The 19,020-nt window shown below is 70.3% G+C and carries 16 protein-coding genes and 1 pseudogene; 4 read left to right on the top strand and 13 right to left on the bottom strand.

The annotated features are described in order from the left end of the window. Window positions 1-630 precede the first annotated feature (630 nt). Both C5B96_RS03935 and C5B96_RS03930 read left to right on the top strand, forming a co-directional pair. Window positions 631-1,407, top strand: a complete 777-nt coding sequence (locus C5B96_RS03935; protein WP_104243167.1) for an AzlC family ABC transporter permease — start codon at window positions 631-633, stop codon at window positions 1,405-1,407. Then, on the top strand, window positions 1,404-1,709 hold the full coding sequence (locus C5B96_RS03930) for an AzlD domain-containing protein (protein WP_104243165.1): 306 nt from the start codon (window positions 1,404-1,406) through the stop codon (window positions 1,707-1,709). Before C5B96_RS03935 ends, C5B96_RS03930 begins: the two co-directional genes overlap by 4 nt. An 89-nt stretch (window positions 1,710-1,798) precedes the next feature. On the opposite strand, the gene C5B96_RS03925 is transcribed toward C5B96_RS03930, so the two are convergent. The 7 genes from C5B96_RS03925 to C5B96_RS03895 form a co-directional block, all read right to left on the bottom strand. After that, window positions 1,799-2,830: a D-isomer specific 2-hydroxyacid dehydrogenase family protein gene (locus C5B96_RS03925; protein ID WP_104243163.1), complete on the bottom strand. Its 1,032-nt coding sequence runs from the start codon at window positions 2,828-2,830 to the stop codon at window positions 1,799-1,801. A gap of 20 nt (window positions 2,831-2,850) precedes the next feature. Continuing rightward, complete coding sequence (locus tag C5B96_RS03920) at window positions 2,851-3,663, bottom strand: ATP-binding cassette domain-containing protein (RefSeq protein ID WP_104243161.1); 813 nt, start codon at window positions 3,661-3,663, stop codon at window positions 2,851-2,853. A 62-nt stretch (window positions 3,664-3,725) separates the two neighbouring features. Next, window positions 3,726-5,894 (bottom strand): DNA primase, encoded by a 2,169-nt coding sequence (gene dnaG / locus C5B96_RS03915; RefSeq protein WP_146078078.1) that lies wholly within the window; start codon window positions 5,892-5,894, stop codon window positions 3,726-3,728. Window positions 5,895-5,898: 4 nt separating this feature from the next. Further along, complete coding sequence (locus tag C5B96_RS03910; RefSeq protein ID WP_233188980.1) at window positions 5,899-7,185, bottom strand: deoxyguanosinetriphosphate triphosphohydrolase; 1,287 nt, start codon at window positions 7,183-7,185, stop codon at window positions 5,899-5,901. After that, entirely contained in the window at window positions 7,178-8,368 is a 1,191-nt protein-coding gene (dusB, locus tag C5B96_RS17740; RefSeq protein ID WP_104243157.1) for a tRNA dihydrouridine synthase DusB, read from the bottom strand. The genes C5B96_RS03910 and dusB overlap by 8 nt, the downstream gene beginning before the upstream one ends. 63 nt (window positions 8,369-8,431) lie before the next feature. Then, window positions 8,432-8,620, bottom strand: a complete 189-nt coding sequence (locus C5B96_RS03900) for a hypothetical protein (protein WP_104243155.1) — start codon at window positions 8,618-8,620, stop codon at window positions 8,432-8,434. After that, window positions 8,617-9,309: a DsbA family protein gene (locus tag C5B96_RS03895; RefSeq protein ID WP_104243153.1), complete on the bottom strand. Its 693-nt coding sequence runs from the start codon at window positions 9,307-9,309 to the stop codon at window positions 8,617-8,619. The genes C5B96_RS03900 and C5B96_RS03895 overlap by 4 nt, the downstream gene beginning before the upstream one ends. Before the next feature lie 58 nt (window positions 9,310-9,367). Between C5B96_RS03895 and C5B96_RS03890 the strand changes: the two genes are divergently transcribed. Beyond that, a complete protein-coding gene (locus C5B96_RS03890) occupies window positions 9,368-9,883 on the top strand; it encodes an aminoacyl-tRNA deacylase (RefSeq protein WP_104243151.1) in 516 nt (171 codons plus the stop codon). Window positions 9,884-9,974: 91 nt separating this feature from the next. On the opposite strand, the gene C5B96_RS03885 is transcribed toward C5B96_RS03890, so the two are convergent. The 5 genes and pseudogenes from C5B96_RS03885 to C5B96_RS03865 all read right to left on the bottom strand — a co-directional run bounded on the left by C5B96_RS03885 (window position 9,975) and on the right by C5B96_RS03865 (window position 17,469). Then, window positions 9,975-10,781, bottom strand: a complete 807-nt coding sequence (locus C5B96_RS03885) for an isoprenyl transferase (RefSeq protein ID WP_104243149.1) — start codon at window positions 10,779-10,781, stop codon at window positions 9,975-9,977. A gap of 170 nt (window positions 10,782-10,951) precedes the next feature. Beyond that, window positions 10,952-11,668: pseudogene (gene recO, locus C5B96_RS03880) on the bottom strand (DNA repair protein RecO); the annotation flags it as partial. A gap of 55 nt (window positions 11,669-11,723) precedes the next feature. Further along, window positions 11,724-13,490, bottom strand: coding sequence for a 2-isopropylmalate synthase (leuA, locus tag C5B96_RS03875; RefSeq protein ID WP_104243145.1), 1,767 nt, complete (start codon window positions 13,488-13,490; stop codon window positions 11,724-11,726). A 146-nt stretch (window positions 13,491-13,636) separates the two neighbouring features. Then, window positions 13,637-16,162 (bottom strand): DUF2156 domain-containing protein, encoded by a 2,526-nt coding sequence (locus tag C5B96_RS03870; RefSeq protein ID WP_104243143.1) that lies wholly within the window; start codon window positions 16,160-16,162, stop codon window positions 13,637-13,639. Continuing rightward, a complete protein-coding gene (locus tag C5B96_RS03865) occupies window positions 16,159-17,469 on the bottom strand; it encodes an esterase family protein (protein ID WP_104243141.1) in 1,311 nt (436 codons plus the stop codon). Before C5B96_RS03865 ends, C5B96_RS03870 begins: the two co-directional genes overlap by 4 nt. 121 nt (window positions 17,470-17,590) lie before the next feature. Between C5B96_RS03865 and C5B96_RS03860 the strand changes: the two genes are divergently transcribed. Beyond that, on the top strand, window positions 17,591-18,532 hold the full coding sequence (locus tag C5B96_RS03860; protein ID WP_104243139.1) for a TIGR01777 family oxidoreductase: 942 nt from the start codon (window positions 17,591-17,593) through the stop codon (window positions 18,530-18,532). Between the two features lie 57 nt (window positions 18,533-18,589). On the opposite strand, the gene C5B96_RS03855 is transcribed toward C5B96_RS03860, so the two are convergent. Continuing rightward, on the bottom strand, window positions 18,590-19,015 hold the full coding sequence (locus C5B96_RS03855; RefSeq protein ID WP_199176541.1) for a tetratricopeptide repeat protein: 426 nt from the start codon (window positions 19,013-19,015) through the stop codon (window positions 18,590-18,592). Window positions 19,016-19,020: the final 5 nt, after the last annotated feature.

The following is a 19,020-nucleotide window of genomic DNA, read 5'->3' as shown; positions in this document are numbered from 1 at the left end:
GGCCGGGGGTGCGAACGGCGCGGGCGGCGCACCGGGGACAGGCGGCGTCGTGGGTGGCGGGCCGTAGTAGGGCGGCGGCGATACCGATGGGAACGGCGGCGCGGGCGGCGCGAACGGGGTGGCCGGCGCGGGCGGCGCGAACGGGGTGGCCGGCGCCGGCGGCGCGAACGGAGTGGCCGGCGCGGGCCGTACGGGCGGAGTGGCCGAGGCGGGCGGCGCAGGCGGCACTGGCGGCAATGCCGGTGCGGGTGGCGGCGCGGCGGGCGCGGGCGCCTCCGCGCCTTCGTCGGCGCGCGGCGTGGATGGATGGTCGTTCGACATGACTCCCCCTGAGTGTCGGCTGTGCAGGATCATCCTCCCAGATGAGACGGGTAGCGGCTCGCCCCACTGGAGGGGGCCTGACGCGAACAGGCCCGATGCGCACAGGCGGAACCCCCGCGGGGCTCGGTGCGCGCATGCATTGGGTGCGCCGACTCGAGAAGGGCGCGTTCAGGGCACGCCGTGCAGCCGCAGCGCGCAGGCGCACGGCGGCCACGGAGCGCAGCCTCACGGCCCGGACACACAGCGAAGCCGCACCACGCAGCCCACCGCCCGCGCGCAGCGCGCAGCCACCGCACCCCGTGCGGGAGAATGGTGCCCGTGAGCGGCGCAGACGAGACCCGCGGCGCCGTGCGCGCCAGCCTCGCCGTCGGCGTCGCTACCGCGGCGTATGGCGTCTCGTTCGGCGCCCTCGCGACCGCCGCGGGGCTCGACCTCTGGCAGACCTGCTTTCTCAGCCTGCTCATGTTCACGGGCGGCTCGCAGTTCGCACTGGTCGGGGTGATCGCGGCCGGCGGCGTGGCGGCCGGGCCGTCGGCCATCGCGAGTTCCGCCCTGCTCGGTTCGCGCAACGTGATCTACGCGCTCCGGATGTCCCCGGTCATCGGATCCGGCTGGCTGAAACGCCTGGCAGCCGCCCACCTGACGATCGACGAGTCCGTTGCGGTCTCAGCTGCGCAAGCGACGCCACGAGCGCAACGCATCGGTTTCTGGATGACCGGCCTGGTCGTCTTCGTCGGCTGGAACCTCACGACCTTCGTCGGCGCACTGATCGGCGACCTGATCGGCGACGTGAGCGCCTACGGGCTCGATGCTGCGGCCGCTGCGGCGTTCCTCGGCCTGCTCTGGCCACGCCTCAAGCAGTTGCAGGCGCAGGCGGTGGCCGTGGTGGCGGGAGTCGGTGCCGCACTGCTGACGCCCGTCGTCGCTCCGGGCCTGCCGGTCATCCTCGCCGCCAGCGTCGCGGTCGTGTTCGGCGTCACCGACTGGCTGGGAGGGCGACCGGGTGCCCGCGGCATCCACCCACCCGCACCCGCACCTTCGCCTGCACCGGCACCCGACGCCACGACCGGGGAGGCCGGCCCGTGACGCTCTGGCAGATCCTGATCCTCGCCGCCATCGCGTGCCTCGCGCTCAAAGTGGCGGGCTACATCATCCCGCCCGCCCTGATCTCGCGGCCGACCCCCGCGCGGGTCGCCAACCTGCTGACCGTCGCGCTGCTGGCCGGCCTCATCGCGGTGCAGACGCTCGGCCAGGGGCAGCAGCTGGTTCTGGATGCCCGTGTGCCCGCGATTCTCGTCGCCGCGGGCCTCTACGCGCTGAAGGTGCCGTTCATCGTGGTGGTGCTCTGCGCGGCATTGGTGGCTGCGGGCATCCGGCTCGTCACCTGAGCCCGGAACGCCCCGGCGGCGCCAGTGACCCGCTGACGTCGTCAACCCGTCGGCGTCAGTACCCCGCCGACGTCAGTACCCCGCGGGCGTCAGTACCCGGCCTGCGGATCGACCACCCCGACGAACGCTCCGTCGCCGAGGAAGGCCGTCACGTTCTGTTCGAGGCGGACGGCCAGCAGGGGCGCGGTCATCTCGGGCGTGTCTGCGCTGTGCGGTGTGATGATGACGTTCGGCTCGCTCCAGAGCGGATGCCCGTCGGGAAGCGGCTCGGGGTCGGTCACGTCGAGCCCTGCACCCGCGATCTCGCCGCTCGCGAGGGCAGCGGTGAGGGCATCCGTGTCGACGAGGCCGCCGCGCGCGATGTTGACCAGGTAGGCCGTCTTCTTCATGAGGGCGAACTGCTTCTCGCCGAGGAGGTGGAGGGTTCCCCCGGTCATCGCGGCGGCGACGATCACGACGTCGGCGTCTGCGAGCACCTCGTCGAGGTCGTCGCTGGTCACGGTGCGGTCGGCTCCCGCCAGCGGTGCCGCGCTTCGCCTGACGATGGTCACCGACACGTCGAACGGCGCGAGCAGACGGAGGAGTTCGACCGCGATACCCCCCGCACCGACGATGACGACCCGGCGACCGTAGAGCGAGTCACCGGTGGCCGTCGCCCAGGAGCTGGCTCGCACTCGCTCGGGGATGCGGCGCATCAGGGCGAGGGTCAGCATCAGGGCGTGTTCGGCCACCGGCTGGGCGTACGCACCCTTCGCGCTCGTCCACAGCAGGTGCGGGCGGTCGTGCGAGCGCAGCAGGTCGGCGAACGCATCGACGCCGGCCCAGGGCAGTTGCACCCACTGCACCTGCGGGTTGGCGTCGAGAGCCGCGCCGAGATCAGCCGCTCGCTCCGAGGTCAACCAGACGAGGCCCCGGGTGTCGGCCGAGAGCTCGGCGACCTCTCCCCCGGCCGCGGTGACGGCGTCGACGAAGAGCGGTTTGGGCTTCGGCAGGATGGCGATCGGCCCGGCCGTCGGTCGCAGCTCGTCGGCGACGGGAGCGACTTCGCCCGACAGCACGGCCCGGTGCTGGCCGGCGTGGTGGCCCGCGGTGTCGGGCTGGTCGTAGCGGGAGGTGCTCATCGGCGGCCTTTCGTGCGGGGTCAGGGTTCGCGGGTGCCGAGCGATTTCGCGAGGCCGGCGACGTAGGGGTGCCGCGGATCGGAGAGCACCTCGTCGATCGTACCGACGCCGACGACGACGCCCTCGTGCAGCACGACGATGCGATCGACGGAGCGACGGAGCACCTCGAGGTCGTGGCTCACGATGAGAGCCGTCGCGCCGCGTTCCCGCTGCATCTGCACGATGACGTCGATGATCGGGCCGCGGATGGAGACGTCGACGCCCGCCGTGGGCTCGTCGGCGACGAGGAAGACGGGATCGAGGATGAGCGACCGGGCGATCGCGACGCGCTGGCGTTGCCCGCTCGAGAGTTCGTGCGGGAGCTTGCGGGCGGTTCCGACCGGCAGCAGCAGGGCATCCAGAAGCGTGGCGACGCGGAGGCTGGCGACCTTCTCGTCGAACCGCTTGTCGCGGGAGAAGATCGGTTCGGCGACGAGCTCGGCGACGGTCAGGTTCGGGGCGAAGTCGCTGCCCGTGCTCTGCGGCAGGTAGCCGACGCCGAAGGTGAGGCGGTTGAAGCGGCGGCCGCGCACGCCTTTGCGCAGGTCGAAACCGAGAACCCGGAAGCCTCCCCCGGTCACCCGCGGGTTGGCGCCTGCGGACTTGACGCCCGCGAGACCGGAGGCGACGTGGGCGAAGGTGGACTTGCCCGACCCGCTCGAACCCACCAGGCCGACGATCTCGCCGGGTTCGATGCGGAGGCTCACGCCGCGCACGGCGGTGTGGGCGGCGCTCACGCTGTGGGCGGGGTACTCGATCGTCACGTCGGACGCGAGCAGAACGGGCTCACTCATGTCAGCGAGCTTAACGGCTCCGTCGGCCGTAACCGCTCAGTCGGGGTGGATGGGCGCGCCGCTCAGTCGGCGTGGATGGCACGCCGCTCAGCTTCGAGCTGTACCAGCTCGCGCTGCAGCGAGCGGTATTCGTCGGGCTTCTCTGTGGCGTCGGTGCGCTGCAGACGGCCGAGCACCTCCTCCTTGCGACGAACCAGATGCCTCTCGATGAGCGACGACGTGACGCGCCGGAGGTAGACGTCGAGTTCGCGCTCGGGCCGCTCGGGCACCGGGGCGACGGCGAGCTGCTCGACGAGCATCACGTACTGCGGGCCGACGGCCGCAACGATGACGGCGACCCAGTCGGGGCGTTCGTAGTCGTCGATGGATGCCGCGATGGCGCTCCGCACCGCCGCGAGCGACGGGTCGCTGAAGCCGACGACGGAGGCCCGGGCCAGCAGTTCGCGCCCCACGACCTTCGGGTACTGCAGCATCGCCATCAGCGCATCGCGTTCGAGCCGCACGGCGGTGGTGCTCGGCAGCTGCGTGAGCGAGACGGAGGGCACCTGCTGCGGCTGCGGTTGCCCCTGCTGCGGCAGCTGCGTGCCGCCCTGCTGCGTGCCACCCTGGTAGGGCTGGCCCTGTTGCGTGCCGCCCTGGTAGGGCTGGCCCTGCTGCGTGCCACCCTGCTGCACTCCGGGGCCCGGCTGAGCAGCACCGGCCGGGGCTCCGGCCTGCGACCCGGGCGCCGAGCCGTTCGGTCGGCCGTACTGGCCGAGGCGCTCCTGCTGGCCTGTCTCGGCGTGCCGGGGCGCGTTGCCGCCCTGACCGGCGGGCTGCTGCCGGTTGTCGCGGCTCTGGTCACGCTGCGCACCCCGCTGCGGCCGGTCGCCCGAGCCACCGGAGCCGCCCGGGTTGCCCGCACTCGACCCCGACCGGCGGGCCGCATCGACGGCACGGGTCGCCTCGGCGAGGTCGATGCCGAGGAAGCCGGCGAGCTCGCGGGTGTACCCCGGCCGAAGCGCAGGGTCACGGATGTCGGCGACGATCGGCGCCGCCTCGCGGAGCCCCGCCGCGCGACCCTCGACGGTGTTGAGGTCGTAGTTCGAGAGCTTCTGGCGGATGGCGAACTCGAACATCGGCTTCTTCGAGGAGATGAGCCGCCGAACGGCGTCGTCGCCCCGGCTGAGCCGCAGGTCGCAGGGGTCGAGTCCGTCGGGAGCGACCGCGACATAGGTCTGGGCTTCGAAGCGCTGCTCTTCGCTGAACGCCCGCAGCGCCGCCTTCTGCCCGGCGGCGTCGGGGTCGAAGGTGAAGACCACCTCGCCGAGCCCGACCGTGTCGTCACCGAGGATGCGGCGGATGATCTTGATGTGCTCGACCCCGAACGCCGTGCCGCAGGTGGCGACGGCTGTCGTGATGCCCGCGAGGTGGCAGGCCATCACGTCGGTGTAGCCCTCGACGACCACCACCTGGCGGCCGCGCGAGATGTCGCGCTTGGCCAGGTCGAGCCCGTAGAGCACCTGCGACTTGTGGTAGACCGGCGTCTCGGGGGTGTTCAGGTACTTCGGGCCCTTGTCGTCGTCGTACAGCCGCCGAGCGCCGAACCCCACCGTCTGCCCGGTCTGGTCGCGGATCGGCCAGACGAGCCGGCCGCGGAAGCGGTCGTACGAACCGCGGTCGCCCGCACTGGTGAGCCCGGCCAGGCCCAGTTCCTCGGCCGTGAAACCGCGGCCGCGGAGGTGCTTGCCGAGATTGTCCCAGCCCTGCGGGGCGTAGCCGACGCCGAAGCGCTGCGCGGCCGCCGCGTCGAAGCCCCGCTCGCCGAGGAAGCGCCGCCCGGCATCCGCACCCTCCGTCATGAGCTGCTCGGTGAACCACTCCCTGGCGGCCTCGTTGGCGGCGAGCAGGCGTGCGCGATTGCTGTGGTCGCTGGCCTGCCCGCCGTCTTCGTAGTGCAACTCGAACCCGATGCCGGCGGCGAGCCGCTCGACGGCCTCACTGAACGTGACGTGGTCGATCTTCTGCAGGAAGGTGAACACGTCGCCGCCCTCGCCGCAGCCGAAGCAGTGGTAGTAGCCCACCTGCGGCCTGACGTGGAAGCTCGGCGACCGCTCGTCGTGGAACGGGCAGAGGCCCTTCATGGAGCCGACGCCGGCGCTCTTCAGGGTGACGAACTCCCCCACCACATCGGCGATGTTGATGCGCGAGCGCACCTCGTCGATGTCCGCGCGCCTGATCAGCCCGGCCACGGGTCTACCTCCCGGCCGGGGTCGTGAGCCGGGTGTGCCAGGTGAGCGCGGACTGGTCGGTGAGGCTCGCGACCTGGTCGACGATGACGCGCTTGCGTTCGCCGTCGTCGCCTGCGGCCCGCCAATCGCCCGCGAACGGCGGTTCGAGATGACGCTCACCCGAGGCGAGCAGCGTCTCGGCGAGTTCGACGAGCAGGGCGCGCTGGGCGCGGTAGATCGGCTTGCGCTTCGTGCTCGACATGACGAACGCCGCGACGATGCCCTTGAGCACGGCGATCTCGGCGGCGACGGTGCGCGGCACGACCACATCGGCGTTGTACCGGATCAGTCGGTCGGCCGGGAAGGCCTCGCGGGTCGCCTGGGTGGCCGCGCCAGCAAAACGACCGATCAGCTGGCTGGTGAGGTTCTTCAACCGCGCCTGCGCGGCGCGGCTGCCGTCCCACGCATCCATCCACACGTCGAGCGAGTCGAGGCGGTCGAAGGCGGCGATTAGCTCTGCGTGGCTGAACGAACCGCCGACCCAGGAGTGCATGGCGGTGACGAGGGCGTCGTGGTCGACCCGGCTGCCGAGAGCAGGCACGTCGACGTACCCGTTCAGTACCGCGTCTTCGAAGTCGTGCACGGAGTAGGCGATGTCGTCGGAGAGATCCATCACCTGCGCCTCGACGCAGAGCACCCCCGCCGGGGCTCCCTGGCGCAGCCAGCTGAACACCGCGACGTCGTCGGCGTACACGCCGAACTTCTGGCGACCGCTGGCGTCGGTGACCGCTTCGTCTGACGACCAGGGGTACTTGCAGCTCGCGTCGAGGCTCGCCCGGGTGAGGTTCAGCCCGTAGGTCTCGCCGGCCGGCCCGAAGACCTTCGGCTCGAGGCGGGTGAGGATGCGGAGGCTCTGCGCGTTGCCTTCGAAGCCGCCGATGTCGGCCGCCCACTCGGAGAGCGCCCGCTCGCCGTTGTGGCCGAACGGCGGGTGCCCGAGGTCGTGCGCGAGGCAGGCGGTGTCGACGACGTCGGGATCGAGACCGAGGCTCGACGCAAGCTCCCGGCCGACCTGTGCGACCTCGAGCGAGTGCGTGAGGCGGTTGCGGGCGAAGTCGAGGTCGGCAGCGGGGCTCAGCACCTGCGTCTTGGCGGCGAGCCGCCGCAGGGCACCGGAGTGCAGCAGCCGCGCACGGTCGCGGGCGAAGTCGCTGCGCCGACTGTAGTGCTCCTCGGGCAGCGGCCGCTCGGAGTCGAACGTGGCGTACCCGTCGGCCAGGGCGGCGGCCGCCACGCCCTCGGCGCTACCCACCGCTGTGCTCCAGCTCCGCACCGGCGAGCTCGCGGAGGCCGGGCGTGTCGAGCGTGCGCGATGCCAGCCAGCCGTCGGGCAGTGTCGGCTTCTTCGGCCGACCGGCCCGGCCGCGGGGCCCCTCGGCGTCGACGCCGGGATAGGGCAGCTCGGGGTCGAGGGTGCCGAGCAGATCATCCATCTCGGCGAGCGAGGTGACCATCGCGAGCGACGAGCGCACCTCGTGACCGACCGGGTACCCCTTGAAGTACCACGCGACGTGCTTGCGGATGTCGCGGCAGGCGTGCTCTTCGCTGTCGAAGAACTCGGCGAGCAGAACGGTGTGCCGGCGGAGGGCCGCGGCCACCTGGCCGAGCGGAGGATGGGCGCGGGCCGCCAGGGCCTCTTCATCGCTGATCTCCCCGTTCCGGGCGCGGAAGGCCGCGGCCAGGTCGCCGAACAGCCAGGGCCGGCCGAGGCAGCCCCGCCCGACGACGACCCCGTCGCAGCCGGTCTCGTCGACCATGCGGAGCGCGTCGTCGGCCGACCAGATGTCGCCGTTGCCGAGCACGGGAACGCTCGTGACGGTCTCTTTGAGCTTCGCGATGGCCGACCAGTCGGCCTGCCCGGAGTAGAAGTCGGCGGCCGTGCGCGCGTGCAGGGCGATGGACGCGACCCCCGCGCCCTCGGCCGCCCGCGCGGCCTCGAGGTACGTCAGATGCGCGTCGTCGATGCCCTTGCGCATCTTCACCGTGACGGGGATGTCACCGGCGGCCGTGACGGCAGCCTCGACGATGGAGCGGAAGAGGTCGCTCTTCCACGGCAGGGCCGAGCCCCCGCCGCGCCGGGTGACCTTCGGCACCGGACAGCCGAAGTTCATGTCGATGTGGTCGGCGCGGTCTTCGGCGACCAGCATCGTGACCGCCTCGCGCATGGTCTTCGGGTCGACCCCGTAGAGCTGGATCGAGCGGGTGGTCTCTGAGGGGTGGTGCGTGATGAGGCGCATCGACTCGGGTGTGCGCTCGACGAGCGCACGCGACGTGATCATCTCGCTCACATACAGGCCGGCACCGTACTCCCGGCAGAGCCGCCGGTAGGCGGTGTTGGTGATGCCCGCCATGGGCGCGAGAACGACGGGCACGTCGAGGGCGATCGGGCCGATGGAGAGCGGGCGCCTGGTGGCGGTGGAGGCTGAAGCAGACATTGGGTCAATTCTCCCAGACAATGCGAGAGCGAACGCCCGATGGGCAGGAACCGTGGAGAACTGCTACTTCTCGCCGTCTGTGGAGGAGTCGTCTGTGGAGGAGCGGTCTGCGGGTGACCCGTCACGACCCGTCGCGTCGACGGGTGCACACACGCCGTTCACGTCGCACACCATTCCGCTCGGGCTCACCCCGCCGAGCAGGGTCAGCACGGGAGAGACGAGGGCCGCCCGACCGGGCGCGTCGTCTGTCATGCCGGCACCCCGCTGCGCTCCGCCGTGAGCTGCCCCAGCAGCTCGGCGAACACCGCGGCCTCCTGCGCCCCCGAAACCCCGTACTTCTCGTCGAAGACGAAGAACGGAACGCCCTGGATGCCGTACTCCACGGCCTGCGCCTGGTCGGCCCGAACAGCCGACAGGTATTCGTCTGCACCGAGCGAGCGAAGCACATCATCCCGGTCGAGACCGATCTCTGCCGCTAGGTCGGCGAGGTCGTCGACCCGCCCCACGTGCCGCCCCTCGACGAAGTACGCCTTCAGCAGGCGCTCCTTCGCCTCGAGCTGCACGCCGTGCGCCTTCGCGTAGTGCAGCAGCTGGTGCGCCTTGACGGTGTTCGTGTGCTGCAGGGCGTCGTAGTCGTAGTCGAGGCCCACGTCTGAAGCGATGCCGATCACCCGGTCGATCATGCCGGCGGCCTGCTCGGGCGAGATGCCTTTGTGCTTCGCCAGATAGTCGACCATGCCGCCCTCGAAGTCGACGGGGGTATCGGGCGAGAGTTCGAAGCTGTGGTACTCCACCTCGATGTCGAGGGCGTCGCCCGAGGCGGCCTCGCGATACGCCGCGATGCCGTTCTCGAGTTTGCGCTTGCCGATGTAGCACCACGGGCAGGCGATGTCGCTCCAGATGTCGATCTTCAGGGGCGCGGCGGCGAGGGAATCACTCATGTCACAGCCAACGGGCCAACAGGGAAGGCTATTCCCGCCGGCGCGGTTAGATGGTGGCATGAGTGATGACAGCACGACCGCAGACAGCCGCACGCCCGCCGGCCGCGAACGGGTGGCTCTGGATGCCCGGCAGCGCGGCCTCGACATCGAGATCGTCGAACGGCCGGCCGCCGACAGCCTTGAGAGCGCCGCCGCCCTGCTCGGGGTCCAGCCCTCCGACATCGTGAAGTCGCTCGTCGTGAAGCGGCACGACGGCGATTACCTGTTCGCGCTCATCCCCGGCGACCGGCAGATCAGCTGGTCGAAGCTCCGCGCCCTCGTCGGCGTGAACAAGCTCTCGCTGCCCTCGCCCGAGGCGGCGCTCGAGGCGACCGGCTACGAACGCGGCACGATCACCCCGCTCGGCAGCAGCACCGCCCTGCCCGTCTTCGCCGACGAACGGATGACCGGCAGACGCGTCGCGCTCGGCGCCGGTGAGCACGGCTACTCCCTCTTCGCCGACGCCGATCCCCTGCTCGCCTCGCTCACGGCCACCGTCGCCGACATCTCCGACCCCCTCAAGCCCCGCGCCTGACCCGCGCCTGACCCCCCGCGCGGCAATCGACTGGGTGAAATCTGTCGCCTGCACGGGGCCGAGGCGACAGAGATCGACGAGTCGATCGGGGTCAGAGGCCGGCGGGGGTGTCGGTGGCGCCGCCGAAACGGCGGGTGCGGCCGGTGTAGTGGTCGATCGCCTGCCAGAGGTCGGTGCGCGTGAAGTCGGGCCACAGCCGGTCGAGGAACACCATCTCGGCGTAGGCCGACTGCCAGAGCATGAAGTTGCTCGTGCGCTGCTCCCCCGAGCTCCGCACGAACAGGTCGACGTCGGGCAGGTCGGACACGTAGAGGTTCTTCTGAATGAGCTTCTCGGAGATGCCCGACGGCTTCAGCCGCCCGGCGGCCACGTCGGCTGCCAGCTTCTGCACGGCATCCGTCAGCTCCGTACGACCACCGTAGTTGACGCACATCGTGAGGGTGAGGGTCGAGTTGCCGGCCGTCAGCTGCTCGGCGAACTGCAGTTCGTTGATGACGGATGCCCAGAGCCGGGGTCGCCGCCCCGCCCACCGCACGCGCACCCCCCACTCGTTCAGCTGGTCGCGCCGGCGGTGCAGCACCTCGCGGTTGAACCCCATCAGGAAGCGCACTTCGTCGGGCGACCGCTTCCAGTTCTCGGTCGAGAAGGCGTAGACGCTGAGGTGCTTCACGCCGATCTGGATCGCCCCGGCCACCACATCGAGCAGCGCCGCCTCGCCGGCCTTGTGCCCCTCGACCCGGGTGAGGCCACGGCTGTTCGCCCAGCGCCCGTTGCCGTCCATCACGATGGCGACGTGCTTCGGCACTTGCGCGGCCGGGATGTCGGGCGGGTAGACCCCGGTGTAGTCGAGCGGACGGAACTCCGCGGCCAGGGGTGACGTCTTGCCGACTCGGCTCATACGATCGGGGCTTTCGGTGGGAGGGTCGAGGTGGTCGAGGTGAGTGAGGGAACTGCGGCGGTCGAGGTGGGTGAGGCAGTCGTAGTGACCGCAGCCGCGACGGGCGGAACGGATGCCGCGTGCCGGGCCAGCTGCGCATCCCGCAGGGTCTTCACGGGCTCGTTCGACCGGTCGACGTGCTGCAGCGACCGCAGCCCCCGCTCCAGGTGCCACTGCGCGTAGGCGGCCACGATGCCGCTGGCCTGGGACTTGACGCGGTCGGCGGCGCCGTCGGCCGTCGACCAGTCGCCCGAGAGCAGGGCGCTCAGCAGCCCGAGGGTGGCGGCATCCAGTCGCGGAGTACCGGGCGGGGCCAGCTCGTCGGCGACCACCCCGCCCAGCTGCACGACGAACGCGGAGTGCGGACCGGCGGCCCCCGAGACCGCGCAGTCGAAGAAGCTCGGCGCCCAGCCCGCCATCGAGAGGGCGCGAAGGAGGTACGAGTCGAGCGTGAGGCTCGACCCGTGCTCGCCGCGCGACAGCGAGCGGAGTGCCCCGACCAGGAGGAGGTACTGCTGGTGGGTCGCGTCGGCGTCGGTCAGCTTGTCGGCGGTCTCGACCATGGCGCTGGCCGCGGTGTAGCTGCCGTAGTCCGACGCGATCTCGGCGCCGTACGAGGCGATCGTCACGGCCTGGGTGATCGTGTCGAGCGACCGGCCCTCGAAGAACTGCACGTCGGCGACCATGAACGGCTCGAGCCGCGCGCCGAACTTCGACGCCGTGCGCCGCACGCCCTTCGCGACCGCACGGATCTTGCCGTGCTGCCGGGAGAGCATCGTGACGATGCGGTCGGCTTCGCCCAGCTTGTGGGTGCGCAGCACGACGACTTCATCTCGGTAGAGGGGCACCTCCCCATTATCCGCCGAACGGCTGACAGTGAGCGGGAGGCGCCCCCGGCGCCCGTCAGACCGAGGCCAACTCGCGATCGCGCCCTGTCACCCGGATGGCGCGGTTGACCGCGCTGACGACAGCCTTCAGCGAGGCGGTCGAGATGTCGGCGTCGATGCCCACGCCCCAGAACGTGACGCCCTCCACCTGGCACTCCACGTAGGCCGCCGCGAGGGCGTCACCGCCGGCGCTGAGAGCGTGCTCGACGTAGTCGAACACCCTCACCTCGACGCCCTCCTGTGCCAGCACGTCGAGGAAGGCCGCGATCGGGCCGTTGCCGCTGCCGACGAGGGACCGCGACTCCTCGCCGACCCGCAGGTCGACGGAGAGCGAGGTCTGGCCGGCCAGATCGCTCGACGTGCTCGTGCGGGTCAGCTCGAAACGACCCCACTTGTTCTCGACCTGTGACGCGGGAGCCGGCAGGTACTCGTCCTGGAAGATCTCCCAGATCTGGTCGCTGGTGACCTCGCCTCCGTCGGCGTCGGTCTTGGTCTGCACGACGCCGCTGAACTCGATCTGCAGGCGACGCGGCAGGTCGAGGGCGTGGTCGTTCTTCAGCAGGTACGCGACGCCGCCCTTGCCCGACTGCGAGTTGACGCGGATGACCGCCTCGTACGAGCGGCCGAGGTCTTTCGGGTCGACCGGCAGGTAGGGCACTGCCCACACCAGTGCGTCGACATCCACGCCCTGCGAGGTGGCGTCGGCGGCCATCGCCTCGAAACCCTTCTTGATCGCATCCTGGTGCGACCCGCTGAACGCCGTGTAGACGAGGTCGCCGGCCCACGGGTGACGCTCGGGCACCTTGAGCTGGTTGCAGTACTCGACCGTACGGCGCACGCCGTCGAGGTCGGAGAAGTCGATCTCCGGGTCGATGCCCTGCGTGAAGAGGTTGATGCCCAGCGCGACGAGGTCGACGTTGCCCGTGCGTTCCCCGTTGCCGAACAGGCAGCCCTCGATACGGTCGGCTCCGGCCAGGTACCCCAGCTCGGCCGCCGCGACCGCTGTGCCGCGGTCGTTGTGCGGGTGCAGCGAGAGAATCACGTTCTCACGGTGGGCGAGGCGCCGCGACATCCACTCGATCGAATCGGCGTAGACGTTCGGCGTCGACATCTCGACCGTCGCCGGCAGGTTGACGATGACCTTGCGTTCGGGGGTCGGCTCGAAGATCTCGACGACCTGGTTCGTGATGTCGAGGGCGAACTCCAGCTCGGTGCCGGTGTAGCTCTCGGGGCTGTACTCGTAGTAGACGACGGTCTCGGGGATGCTCGCCTCGTACTGCCTGCAGAGGCGCGCACCCTCAAGGGCCAGGTCGATGATGCCCTGCTTGTCGCTGCGGAAGACGACGTCACGCTGCAGGATGCTCGTGGAGTTGTAGAGGTGCACGATCGCCTGCCGGGCGCCCCGCAGCGACTCGAAGGTGCGGGCGATCAGGCTCTCGCGCGCCTGCGTGAGCACCTGGATGGTGACGTCGGCGGGAATCGCATCTTCTTCGATGAGGCTCCGCACGAAGTCGAAGTCGGTCTGGCTCGCGCTCGGGAAGCCGATCTCGATCTCTTTGTACCCCATGCGCACCAGGAGGTCGAACATGATGCGCTTGCGCTCCGGGTTCATCGGGTCGATGAGAGCCTGGTTGCCGTCGCGCAGGTCGACCGCGCACCAACGCGGCGCCTCGGTGATGGTCTTCGTCGGCCACGTGCGGTCGGGGATGTCGACGGCGAACGTCTCGTTGTACGGGCGGTACTTGTGGATCGGCATCTCGGATGCGACCTGGTTGTTCTTCATGATTCGTGCTCCTGCGGTCTGTGGGTGATTTTCAGCCGACGACGTGGGGGTGAACACACGCGGAACTCCGCGACGGGGAAGGCCGGTTAGGACCCGTCGCGGCAGCTAAGAAGCAGAAGACCGAAGAACACCCTGTCAGGCTAGCACTAGGAGGCGCGGCTCATAAAATTCAGTGCGTGCCGGGCCGAGAAGGTCGGAACGTAGGCGCGCGCGAGGCTGACGCCCACGACCGGCAGGGTGAGGGGGTCGGCGTACGCCAGGTACAGCGGAACGCTCGCGGGCCTGAACTTCTGCTTGAACGACAGCAGCGACTGAAAGCCGTAGACGGGTTCGAGGGCCCGGCCGAGCACCGAGAGCAGGGCCTGCCCGCCACCACCGGCTCCCCCGCCCTCGCCCTGGGCGAGCGGCGCCGCAGACAGGCTGATGAACTGCAGACCGGCCTGCTTCGCCCGCAGGATCGTCTCGGCGATCAGGAACTCCATCACACCGTTCACCGAGTCGGCCCGCCGCCGCATGAAGTCGAGCGTCCAGCCGACGACCTCTCCGCCCTCGTAGCTCGGCAACCAGCTCGTGACCCCGAGCACGGCACCCTCGGTGTCGATCGCGAGCATGAGCCGTACGTCGGCGTCGGTCAGTTCGTCGAGGCCGCCGAGGGTGAAGCCCATCTCGGGCAGGTTCTTCTCGGCGACCCACGCCTCCGAGATGTCGCGCACCTGGGCGACCTGCGAGGCCGTGAGCGCGGCGAACGACGTCCACTCCGCTGCGATGCCGAGCTTCACCGCCTTGTTGATCGAGGTGCGGATGCCCTGCATCTTCTTGCCCTCGAGAGAGAACGTGCGGGCATCCACCACCGTCTCTTCGGCGATCTGCATGAGCGACCAGTGCATTCCGCGAAAGGCCGGCGCGAGGTCGGCAGAGACGGCGTAGAAGACCGGTGTCCAGCCGTGGTCGGTGCAGAAGGTGGTGAACGCAGCGATGGCGCCGGCCCGGGCATCCGGAGGGCAGAGCGGCTCGCCGGTGGCGATGGCGACGCCGTTGATGACCCGGTAGGCGACCGCCGGCGCGTCGCGCTCGGGGCCGGCGAACCAGTAGTGGTGCCCGCTCCAGGTGGCCATCCACGACAGCGAGCCGGTGACCCCGTTGTGCAGGAGCGAGCGGATGCGAGAACTTGCGTTGGCCTCGGAGCCCACGGTCAACCGGGTGATCGAGAGCAGGGCGGCCACGACGACGATCAGCCAGAAGACGGGGCCGACCCACTCGTACAACACCCGCGTCGCGTCGGAGGAGGGAAAGACGTCTGCCCGTTCGAGCGAGAGGAAGCCGACCGGCATGAACCGCTCCGGCAGGTCGACCACGAGGTCGCCGAGCGTCACCGCGGGGCTGAAGTCGAACCGCAGGGCCCAGGCCACAGAGAGGTAGAGGGCCGAGACCGCCAACAGGGCCGCGGCGACCGCCCCGAAGAAGCGCGGTGTGGCCCCGGCCGAGAACTCCGTCGGGAAGATGCGGATGCTGCCGACCAGCAGCCCGGCGATCACCAGGGGCAGCACGATCGAGATCACCACCGACACGCTGTACTGGTCGAACTGCCCGTTCGAGAGGTCGAAGAAGGTGTCGGTTCCGATCGAGGGGAACACGCCGTAGTAGACGACGCCCAGTACGGCGAAGAACAGGTTCACGGCCACGGCCAGCCAGAGCGCGACCCGGCGACCGCGCACGATGCCGAGCGCGGACACGAGAAGCACCACGAGCGGCAGGAGTGTGACGAGAACCGGCCCGACGCCGTCGAGGCGGGCTGCAGCGACCGCCTCGGAACACACGTCGCTGTATTCGCCGGATGCGCAGGCGGCCGCGATGTCGCCCGGGTTCGACAGCGTGTCGCGAAAGAGCAGCCCGAGCGGTTGCAACGGCCCGAACCCGTTCGGCGAGATGATCGTGATCAGGGGGCCGATCGCCGTGATGGCCACGAGCGCCGCGATCAGCGCACGCAGCTCACGGTGGCTGCTGCGGGTGACGCGGAGCGGGGACCGGCCCGAGCGGCGTCGGTGCAGCAGCATGCCGAACAGCAACCCGACGACCGCCGCCAGCAGCCGGTAGAGGTCGGAGGGCATGCCGGAGTAGAGCACGAACATCAGCAGCGCCGCGAAACCGAGCACCCGGATGCGGCGGCGCAGCAGCGGCCCCGCGAACGCACTGGCGGCGAGGATGGTGCCGACCACCGGGATGAGGGGGTCGATCGTCGCGTGCGAGCGCACCTCTTCTGCGGCGATGACGTTCAGCCAGATGCCGAGCCCCTGCAGCGCCAGGCCGAGGGCGTTGCCGACGATGGCGACGGTCAGGTACACCAGCACCGAGCGCCAGGTTCCGAGCAGGCGTTCCGCCGTTCCCAGCACGATCAGGATGATCGGCAGCAGCACCACGATGTGCAGCGCGCGGGCCGCGAACAGCACACTCGTGAGCCCGGCGAACCAGTGGTGCTGGTCGACGACCTGGTCGAAGCTGAGAGAGAGCACACTCTCGAAGAGCCGGCCGATCGAGGCGTGGAAGAGCAGCTGCAGCACGCCCACGACGATCGCGACCCCGGCGATCACCCACGTGAACGGGATCGACGAAGCCCATCGCCCGAGCGCACGCAGCCAGGCCAGGCCGTTCGCCCTCTGCTCAGACCCGGTCACGAACCCAGTCCCCAGTTGGCCGACAGCAGCCCGACGCCACGCGCGAACGAGTAGGTCGCCGTGGTGTAGTCGTGCGCGCTGCCCGGCGCCTCGAAGTACGTCGTCGTCATTCCGGCGGCCTTCGCCGCCGCCGACACCACCAGCGCGTGCGGTCGGTACTCGGCGTCGTTCTCACCGACCGCAAAGACCGCGAAAGTGCTGGAGTACGGTGAGTGTTTCTTCAGGATCGTGAGCGGTTGCGCTTCGACGTAGGCGGCCGCGTTGCCCGCGAACCCGGAGTCGATGGTGGCCTGGTCGTCGCCGTTGGCCGGCACCAGTTCACCCGAGATGTCGAGCAGGGCGCCGAAGAGCTCCGGATGCCCGGCCCCCAGCTGGATCGAGCACGTTCCGCCCTGCGAGAAGCCGGTGATCGCCCAGTCGGCAGAGCCGGCCGACGCCGGGAGATGGTCCGTGATCCACGACACCACGTCGACGGTGAGGTAGGTCGCCGAGTTGCCGAGTGCCCCGTCGACGCACATCGGATTGTTCTCGGGGGCCCCGAGCTGGTCGGGACTGACCACGATCGGCGCCAGCCCGTTGTGCAGCTTCGCGTAGGCGTCGAGCGCCTCCGCGAGGTGGCCGGAGACGAGCGGGTCGGCGGGCGTTCCCGGCTGGCCGGAGAGGGCGATCACCACGGGAAGCGCCGGCGGGCTGGCGACGAGGGCGGCGGGCGGCAGGTAGACGAGGGCGTCGCGGGCATCGAAGTTCGAGACGGTGCCGGGGATGTCGACGGTCGCGACGGTGCCGGCCACCGGCATCCCGCTCGGCGGCTGCCAGCTGAGCGACAGCGGCGCGTCGTAGACCGTCGCCGTGCCGAGCACCGGGAGCCGCGACGAGTCGTAGGGAGAGACGCCCGCCAGCGATTCGAGCGTCGGGTAGGCGCCGATGTCGATGTTGATGCTCAGGGCGCTGGTCGCGGCGAACAGCACCACGGCCAGCAGCGCGAAGACCTTACGGCGGATGCGCCCCGCCACGACAGAGCAGAGGCCGAGCGCGACGCCGGCGAACCCCAGGGCGACCCAGCAGCGTGTGACGAAGGAGAGGTCGACGCCGAACAGGTCGAGCAGATCATCCGTGAGCCAGGTGGCTGCGACCCCGATCACCGCGCCGACGACCATGGCCGCCACGACGACCGCGAGCCAGCGACCGAGCCGCCACTGCCGGTTCGGCTTCACGACGAGCAGAAGCAGCGCAGCGACGGCCGCAAGGGCATAGACCGCCCAGACGAGCGGGCCGTCGATGATGCTGGCGCTCCCGAGAGAACCCATGCCGAACCTCGATCTGTACTGCGTGCCGTGCCCCCGGGCGCTCCAGCGGAGCAGCGACGATCAGTGTGGCCGCACAATCTGAATGTAGTCTGTAGAGACCGAACCGAAAGGCCGTGACGCCATGCCGGATGACGCACAGACGAAAGCTCCGGATGCCCGGCCCACGCCGGATGCCCGCCACATCCTGATCTCCGGGGCCTCGGGCTTCATCGGCACCGAGCTCACCCGCCAGCTGCGGCAGGCCGGCCACACCGTCACGAAGCTCGTGCGGCACGCCACCCACAGCGACGACGAACGCATGTGGGACCCGGATGCCGGCTGGCTGAACCCCGAGGCGATCGAACGTGCCGACGCGGTGATCAACCTCTCGGGCGCTTCGATCTCGAGGCTGCCGTGGACGTTGCCGTACAAGCGCGTCATCCTCGAATCACGGGTGAATGCGACCACGACCCTCGCCACGGCGATCGCCAAGGCGAAGAACCCCCCGGCCGTCTTCCTCAGCGGTTCCGCTGTCGGCTACTACGGCGACCGGCCCGGCGAGGTGCTCACCGAGCAGAGCGCGATGGGTGAGGGATTCCTGCCCAAGGTCGTCGACGCCTGGGAGCGGGCGTCGCGCCTCGCTGCGCCGGCAGCCCGCGTCGTCACCGTGCGCACGGGTGTCGTGCTCGGGCCGGGTGGTCTCGCGGGTACCCTCGGCCTCATTGCCAAGCTCGGTGGAGCCGGCCCGCTCGGGTCGGGAACGCAGCACTGGCCCTGGATCAGCCTGCACGATGAGGCGGCCGGCTTCCGGCACCTGCTCGACTCCGAACTCGCCGGCCCGGTGAACCTGGCCGCTCCGCACCCGGCGACCGCGGCGGAGGTCATGCGCACGATCGCGGCAGAAGTGCACCGCCCGTACTGGCTCCCGGCGCCCGCGTGGGCGATCAAGGGCATTCTCGCCGATGCGGGGCGGGAGCTCATCCTCTCCGACCAGAACGAGTCGTCGCAGTTGCTCGTCTCCGATGGTTTCGCCTTCCGCGACACCGATCTGCGGGCGACGGTCGCGGCGGCCCTCGGATCCTGAGGTTCCGGGCAGCCGGCTACGCCTGCTGCGGCTGGGCTATGCCGGCTGTGGCTCGGCCTACGCCTGCTGCGGCTTGGCCTGGTAGAACGCGATCGCCTGGCGGAGGGCCCGGCGTGCGCGCTTGCGGTCGCCGCTCGCGTCGTAGGCCAGGCCGAGGCGGAACCACGCCTTCCAGCTCTCGGGGGCCGACTCCACCTCTGCCCGGTAGGTCTCGAACTCCGCATCGGCCTCGGCCCGGTAGGGGCGACCGCTCGGCCGCTTGGGCAGATCGTCGATCGGCAGGTCGTCGCCCGCCCGCAGGATGCCGACGAGCTTCTGGGTGCGGAACCCGAAGAGCAGCTCCCGGTACAGCGCCCACGCCCCCACGATGGGAAGCACGAGCAGGGCGACCCCGATGCCCACGCCCGCGGGTACACCGGTACCGATGAACAGCAGAGCGTGCTGGAACACCAGCGCGAGGTACATCACCAGCAGCAGCGCCATCAGCA

The organism is Subtercola sp. Z020 (assembly GCF_002931235.1).
Lineage (GTDB): Bacteria > Actinomycetota > Actinomycetes > Actinomycetales > Microbacteriaceae > Subtercola.
This window is presented reverse-complemented; position numbering and strand designations above follow the sequence as displayed.